Source organism: Gemmatimonadaceae bacterium, from assembly GCA_035633115.1.
GTDB lineage: Bacteria > Gemmatimonadota > Gemmatimonadetes > Gemmatimonadales > Gemmatimonadaceae > UBA4720.
Genome location: DASQFN010000026.1, coordinates 1 through 6,817, shown reverse-complemented (window position 1 = coordinate 6,817; position 6,817 = coordinate 1). Strand labels below are relative to the sequence as shown.

8 protein-coding genes are annotated in these 6,817 nt (G+C 58.3%); all 8 read right to left on the bottom strand.

Annotated elements, in window-relative coordinates:
• Positions 1–425: M28 family peptidase (locus VES88_02800; GenBank protein ID HYN80403.1), on the bottom strand; the 425-nt coding region annotated here is incomplete at its 3' end.
• 377 nt (positions 426–802) lie between these two features.
• Complete coding sequence (locus VES88_02795; protein ID HYN80402.1) at positions 803–1,507, bottom strand: hypothetical protein; 705 nt, start codon at positions 1,505–1,507, stop codon at positions 803–805.
• Positions 1,485–2,852, bottom strand: coding sequence for an amidohydrolase family protein (locus tag VES88_02790; protein HYN80401.1), 1,368 nt, complete (start codon positions 2,850–2,852; stop codon positions 1,485–1,487). Before VES88_02790 ends, VES88_02795 begins: the two co-directional genes overlap by 23 nt.
• An 11-nt stretch (positions 2,853–2,863) precedes the next feature.
• Positions 2,864–3,061, bottom strand: coding sequence for a hypothetical protein (locus tag VES88_02785; GenBank protein HYN80400.1), 198 nt, complete (start codon positions 3,059–3,061; stop codon positions 2,864–2,866).
• A complete protein-coding gene (locus VES88_02780; GenBank protein HYN80399.1) occupies positions 3,058–3,732 on the bottom strand; it encodes a cyclase family protein in 675 nt (224 codons plus the stop codon). The genes VES88_02785 and VES88_02780 overlap by 4 nt, the downstream gene beginning before the upstream one ends.
• Positions 3,733–3,948: 216 nt before the next feature.
• On the bottom strand, positions 3,949–5,562 hold the full coding sequence (locus tag VES88_02775) for an amidohydrolase family protein (GenBank protein HYN80398.1): 1,614 nt from the start codon (positions 5,560–5,562) through the stop codon (positions 3,949–3,951).
• Positions 5,563–5,674: 112 nt separating this feature from the next.
• The gene (locus VES88_02770; GenBank protein HYN80397.1) at positions 5,675–5,983 is read right to left on the bottom strand and encodes a hypothetical protein; all 309 of its coding nucleotides are present in this window, start codon (positions 5,981–5,983) and stop codon (positions 5,675–5,677) included.
• A gap of 278 nt (positions 5,984–6,261) precedes the next feature.
• The gene (locus tag VES88_02765) at positions 6,262–6,621 is read right to left on the bottom strand and encodes a hypothetical protein (protein ID HYN80396.1); all 360 of its coding nucleotides are present in this window, start codon (positions 6,619–6,621) and stop codon (positions 6,262–6,264) included.
• Between the last annotated feature and the right edge of the window lie 196 nt (positions 6,622–6,817).

Sequence of the window (6,817 nt, the reverse complement as noted above, 5' to 3'; positions counted from 1 at the left end):
TGCCGCAGGCGCACGTTGTTTTCCGCCAGCGTCTCGGCCACTTCGATTGCGCCCATCGAACCCACCTGTCCGTCGTAGCTGCCGCCTGCGGGCACGGAGTCAATGTGCGAGCCGATCATCAAGGGTTTGAGCGCCGTGTCGCTTCCCCCGCGTCGCCCGACGATGTTGCCCGCGGCATCAATCGAAACTTCCAGCTTTGCCTCGCGCATCAGCCTCATCGCGTACTGGCGGGCTTGCAGGTCGGCGTCAGAATAGGCGAGGCGATGTGTGCCGCCTTCCGGCGTTTTCCCAAACTGCGCAAGTTCTCTCAGGTGTGCGTTGACGCGTTCCCCATTGACGCGTGGTTGTGATGGCGCTTGCGGAATTAGTGAGGTCAGCGCGGGAACGGCAAGCAGTAGATTCAGATTGAATTCTCTACGATTCATAAAGTAGTCCTTTGTACCTTGTTTGCCGGCTTGGAGTTGACGGCGATAATCTTCGGCATCCAGGCCGCGCAGTGCACATCAGCGTTGGACAGAATAGAGGAAGTGTCACCGAATCTAAATGGTGGGCCAGCGCATATTTGGGATTCCGCGAAATGGCTTTCATGTGCTCCTGGTCTGCCTCCTTAAATTTCCACGCATATAGTCCCTTCCAAGTCGCGACCGAGACGCGCGTCTCAGCGACCGTATCATCGAGTTCGAGAGCCCTAAAGGCGAGCGGCTTCACTTGCTGCTCAGCTTCTGCTGGCGACATCACTTCGTACCAACCCAGAAACGTGTAGCAATCGGCCAACCCTGAAATGGCTAGTGCATACCGCGCATCAAGCTCGATCGCTCGTTCGAAGTACTCGATGGCCTTCTCGAATCCCTCGGGAGTTCGCTTGGAAAAGAAGAAACGCCCGTTGCAGGTAAAGCTGATATGCTTCGGCATTGCGCGTGTAACGCTTCAGCACCTCCACTTTTTCATCGCCCAGCAATTTCAATTTGAGGGCATCGACCACAGCCAAGGTAATCTCGTCCTGCACTTCGAAAATATCCTGCACCTCGCGGTCGTAACGCTCTGACCAGAGATGATAGCCATCCGCAGCATTGACAAGCTGCACCATGATTCGCATCCGATTGCCCGATTTTCTGACGCTGCCTTCCAGGATTGTGCTCGCGTTGAGCACGCGTCCGATTTCGCCGACTTTGACACTCTTCCCTTTAAACGAAAATGCTGAGGTCCGCGCCGCTACTTTCAAATCATCAATCTTCGCCAGCGTGTTCAAGAGTTCCTCAGCCAGCCCGTCGCAGAAATATTCGTTCTCCGGATCGGCGCTCATGTTGACGAATGGCAAGACCGCGATAGACGGAGTGTTGGTGAGTCGTCCCGTAGTGACTCCTTCGCCGGGACGAGAAGCAGGAAGGGCCATCGTGGCCGACTCGGATTCAGCGGCAACGGCAGCAATCAGTTGTGTGCCATCAACGCGACAAAAGTTGAGCTTCTCGTCAGTCTCAACGCGATTACATGTCGGGCAGCGCTTCATTTTTGGAGTGCGGCGATTTGTACACCTGCCCGGCTTTCATAACGAAGACGACGCGCCCCATGGCACGAATGTCTACGAGCGGGTTGCCTTCGACGGCAATCACGTCGGCGAACTTGCCGCGCTCTATTGTGCCGATCTCAGTTTCCATACGGAGCAGCTCCGCGCCACGGAGTGTAGCAGACCTTATAGCGTCAATCGGCTTCATCCCGTAATCGACCATCAGGTAGAATTCGCGCGCGCTCGTCCCGTGCTCGTAGGCGCCCACGTCCGTGCCGAAGGCGATCTTTACGCCCGCCGTCATTGCCTTGCGAAAGACCTCTTTATGTGTGGCGACGATCCGGCGGCGCAATTCCGTCTTGTCTTCCTCGTGCTCGGGTATGTAGACGCCGAGCGTCGGGCACCAGAAAACGGCTCGCTCGACCATAAGCTTTATCGTTTCATCGTTCATCAGCATTCCGTGCTCTATCGATCGTACGCCGCCGCGGATCGCGTTATTCGCGCCCTCGCCCCCGTAGGCGTGAGCCGCAACATCGCGCCCCCACCGGCGGGCTTCGGTGACCACCGCGCGAACGTCCTCTTCCGAAACCTGGCTCATCGGCTCCAGTGTAACGGGGTTTACATGCCTGAGCGTGCCGGTTGCGTATAACTTGATCCAGTCGGCCCCGTACTTCACCTGGCGGCGCACCTCGGCAATCATCGCGTCGCGCGAATCCGTGAGCGCGGCCGGGTCGGGTATCTGAATATCGGGGTTAAGCCCCACGTTATTCATATGGCCGGCGGTGATCGTCAAAGCGAGCGTCGAGACGAACAACCGCGGCCCAGGTATTATCCCCCGGTTGATCGCGTCGCGAATGGCCACGTCGGCAAAGCCCGCGCCTTCGCTATCGACGTCGCGCATGGTGGTGAACCCTGCCTCCAGATCTTTCCGGGCGGCGGCGACCCCCTGAACTGTGCGAAACGCCTGCGACTTGTTGATGACGGGTGGAGCGCCGCGCTCGTCTTCGGGCTGCAATAAAACGTGCGTGTGACAATCGATCAGGCCCGGCATCACCGTGTAGGCTGAAAGATCGATTAAACGCGCGCCGTTGGGGATAGGTAGTTTCGGGCCGACCTGCTCTATGCGCTCGCCGCGCGTGATGATGACGGCGTCTTGAGTTACGGAGCCGTCAAGCGGGTTGAGCAAACGGCCGCAGCGTACGGCGGTGACCCCCTCGGACTGCGCGCGGGCGACGTAGGATTGGGGCATACAAACTGTCAGCAGTAAGATTGAGACTCTAAGGGCGCGGGTGTTCATCATCATCTGGCTCACTTTCATGGTTGAGTTTCGATTGGCAGGCTTCTTCATTTTTGTCGATGCTACCTGATCGCGATTGGATTGATGATCGCCTGTACGCCGCCAGTGATGCGAGCGGGGCCGAGCGTGAACAGGAATTCCCAGGACTGATCCTTGACCATCTCTTCAGTGTTCATGTTCTCAAGTATGTGAATACCGTTGAGGGCAAGCAGGATCTGGTGGACCTCATAGAGGCCAGCGTCCTTTTCGAACGGTATCACTTGAAAGTTCGACGTGTCCGCCCCAACCTCGCCACTTCGAGCGACGCGAGATACCTCGCTCCGTCCCGGCCGAGCCCCGGGTTGACCGAGATAAAACGCTTGTTGTCTTTGCCCAGCAGCTTTTGCCATCCCGTGTAGAAAAGAACGACGTCGCCTTTTTCGATCGACTTGATGTCCTGGCGTTTCATCGCGCCCTCGATCTCCGCTCGGTTGAACGCCGTTCCTTCTTTCACAATGTCGGTACCGAAGTAACCCGCCATGTCGAGCAGCACGCCACGCGTTGCAACCGCAGGCACATTCTCTATGCCCAGCTTCTTGAGGCCGTCGGGCATTGTGAAGTCGGCAGCCTTATTGCAATTGAAATAGAGATTGTCGATGCCGGCGTGGCCGAAGCCGTCAATCTGCGAACCTACGCCGACCCAGCCTGTGATGATGTCGTCGTTATAGGTCGCTTTGTTAGGGCCGAGCGTGGCCCCGCCCGCCTGGCCCGGCTGCAGCACCGTTATCGCAAACGTGCGTGTGCCGTACGCGGGGGTGTCCTTGTTGGTCTCGATGCCGAGTCGATAAGCCTTTCCGCGCGTTACCAGCTTTGAGGCCGCGAGCGTTTTCGCCGGCGTCACATGGTTAAGATTGCCAATCTGGTCATCAGGCCCGAACTTCGAAGCCGTCAAACAACGCTTTTCCTGGCCTTGGGCGCCGACAGTGAAGACTACGATAATGGCACAAGCTGCCCACAGCCTTGCCGCAGGGTTAATTATCAAAGTTCTTACCTCCGTTGCTGATGACTTCTTATCCGTGTGATAGAGGCTCTAACTTTCATTTTTTCAGCGCTTGATCTCAGGTGAGCGCCACGTCTAAACGGGCGCGGCGGCAAATTTCAAGAATAATTATTGTTTTTGATTTCCTCGCGGACGGCGGACTTCCTTGCCCGGCCTGGCGTCTTCAACGATCTTTTCATCGCGGACGACGAAGACACCGCCGACCAGCACGTGCCGGATGCCTTCAGAGTATTGCGCCGGTTGTTCGAACGTTGCGCGGTCAATGACCGTCGTCGGGTCGAAGATGGTGAGATCAGCATCGGCTCTGATCTTGATCCGGCCTTTAGAGCGCATCGCGGGGACGGCCTTTTCCAAACGCTGGGCGGGCAGCAGCGACATCTTTCGAATCGCATCCATTAGCGACAGCGCCTTCTGCTGACGGACGTAAACCCCAAGCACGCGCGCGAAGCTGCCCGCGCCGCGCGGATGGCCCTGACGGTTTTCGATCAATCCATCGCTGGCAACCATTACGCGCGGGTTGGCGGCGGCGAGCCGCGAGATCTCTTCAGGGATCGCATGGCCGATGACCGAGCCGCCCTCCTTGCGGTAACGCGCGAAGGTTTCCGCCGTCAATCGTTCGCCGGTCGTCACCCATTGCAGGTCTTTGAACGTCATCCCGAATCGCTCCTGCCAGCCCTCGTCGTAGATGGCCGATTCGAGGCGCGTCTGCGTCGCCGTGTACGGATAAGCTTCCGTCGTGACGTCTAGGCCGCGCCGCGCGGCGCCTTCGATCATTTGCAGGCAGGTGGCCGTTTGCCGCAGGCAGGTGCCGGTGATGTGAACGACGTGCAGCGATGCGCCCGTGCTGGCAGCATCGGCAACGACTTCCTGCAAGGCTTCAATCGCGCTGCCCGGTTCGACAGCTCCGGCGTGCCGCACGTGGACGTAATTCGCCACGCCGCGCTCGGCTGCCAGGGCGAAAAGATCGAACACCTCGCCCCGCGTCGTCGTCGGCACGTACGCGATGCCGAAGCCGATGCCGAGCGCGCCTTCGTCCAGGCCTTGTTTGATGAAGTCGGCAACCTGGCAGACTTCCTCGGGTGCGGCGCGGCGGTTGGTTGCGTTGTCACGCGGCAGGAAGCGGCCAGTGTCTTTCATCACGGCCATCTTCACGGGGATGTGGCCGACCGTCGCGCCGAAGTTGACGAGCGATTTGCCTTCACGATGGGCATACCACGCGGCAACAGGCGATGCGCCGACTTCCATTTCCAGCGCCGTCGTCACGCCGTCGCGCGCTTTGAAGCGATAGTTCTCGTCATCCTGCCCGTGCGAATGCAGATCAATGAAGCCGGGCGCGACGACCAGACCTCTGGCGTCAACCACCGTGCGTCCGCGTAAAGGCCGCGATGAAACCGCCGCGATCTTCCCGTTTCGAATGCCGACGTGACGGATTGCATCGAGATTCGATTCGGGATCCATCACACGCCCATTGGCCAGCACAATGTCGAACTCAGTGGCGTTCTGCGCGTCGGCAACAGATGCTGGCGTTGCTGGCAGGGTCAGCACGATCGCCAACCCCGCCAGCAACGCACAACTCTTTTGAATGAACTTGAGAAGAAACTTCTGGCGAAGTAAGAGAAGCATGGTTCCTCTGGCGCCAGTCCCGATGATCCCGCCCGCAACGAGCGCAATCGCATCCGTCAGCTTCAATGCACGCAGCAATGAATGTTTTGTGTCTGCCATAGATGCCTTTCTCTCTCTGTTAGACGGCGCACTACTTCCCGGCCGGCGCGAGGCCGCCGCACATGCCGCCGATGATCTGCCACGTGCCTAATGTGAACGCAGATAAAGCAGTTCATCTGCCCATCAAATCCATCAGCATCGCTGTCTCTGCTATGATCGCCACTATCCGGTGCGGCCCACGCCGGTGGTTACCTGGTAGCCCAGGGCTTTCAGGCGTTCGGCCAGCTTCGCCGCCGTCCGTTGTTCCTGCATGGAAAGTCTCGGGATGCTGGTGTAAATCGAGGTAAAGCGCCTCGATTTCCGGGTAAATGGCGTCCACTTGCTCGAAAAGGCCCCTCGAGGTTGCGGTCTGCGTTTGCGCTGCCGAACCAAGGGCCATCAGCAAACCGAAAAAGAAGAGAGCGATGAGCTGTTTTGGCATTGCACGTTCTACTTCAAACCTGTGCTTCGTCCCCCGATTCGGGCGTCTGTGAGCTTGATGCCGACGCCGTCGTTTACGTGGGTTATGAAAGAGCATCGCGTCACCCGGAGGGTGTAGACGTAGAACACGCGCACGTACTGATTACCAAATTTGAGATGGGCCGCGGTTCCTTCTCAATCGGCATCGCCTCCACGCCAATGTTAGGCACGGTCTGACCAGCAGGACTTAGAATGTTAGTCTGCTCGCGGTTTTCTCCCGCGGAACCTCTCGAGTAGTGCTTAGCTCCTATTGGGGCGAAGCACGGCCTTGATCACCTTGCCCTGCTCGCTGTCAGTGGCGGCTTTATTAATCTCTTCGAGCGCATAGTACTCAATCAGGCGATCGACTGGGAACCGCCCCTGCAAGTAGAGCTCGATAATCTGAGGGATCAAGATCTGGGGGATGGCGTCGCCCTGCACGATCCCACGTAGCGTTCGACCAAGAAGAATTGTATAGGGATCCAGGGAGACCTCTTCCCCAGGTCGTACCTGCCCGACCATACCGCACACACCCAAGGGTCGAAGCGCGTCCACCGCCTGCCGGATGACCTTCGCTGCACACTGTATTAGGCCGCCGTCCTGTTGATTGTCAACTCTCATCAAATGGTGCGAGACAGCTCATTTGGACTTGGTGTATTTAGCCTCCCATGACGGAGTCCATGTCTTGCCGTCAGTGGCTATCTCGCAGTTCAGCGAAGACGACCCTCCACCTGTCGCGAGGGTCAACGTGCAGCGCTCTTGGAATCCTCTGCCCTCGCCTGCGTAACCCGTGCCGGCCCACTTCCAGGTGTTACCG

Bases quoted from the DNA above. Each gene is read 5' to 3' on its own strand.
- VES88_02775 (HYN80398.1), bottom strand. From the start codon at position 5,562: ATGGCAGACACAAAACATTCATTGCTGCGTGCATTGAAGCTGACGGAT.
- VES88_02765 (HYN80396.1), bottom strand. From the start codon at position 6,621: ATGAGAGTTGACAATCAACAGGACGGCGGCCTAATACAGTGTGCAGCG.
- VES88_02770 (HYN80397.1), bottom strand. From the start codon at position 5,983: ATGCCAAAACAGCTCATCGCTCTCTTCTTTTTCGGTTTGCTGATGGCC.
- VES88_02790 (HYN80401.1), bottom strand. From the start codon at position 2,852: ATGAAGAAGCCTGCCAATCGAAACTCAACCATGAAAGTGAGCCAGATG.
- VES88_02795 (HYN80402.1), bottom strand. From the start codon at position 1,507: ATGAAGCGCTGCCCGACATGTAATCGCGTTGAGACTGACGAGAAGCTC.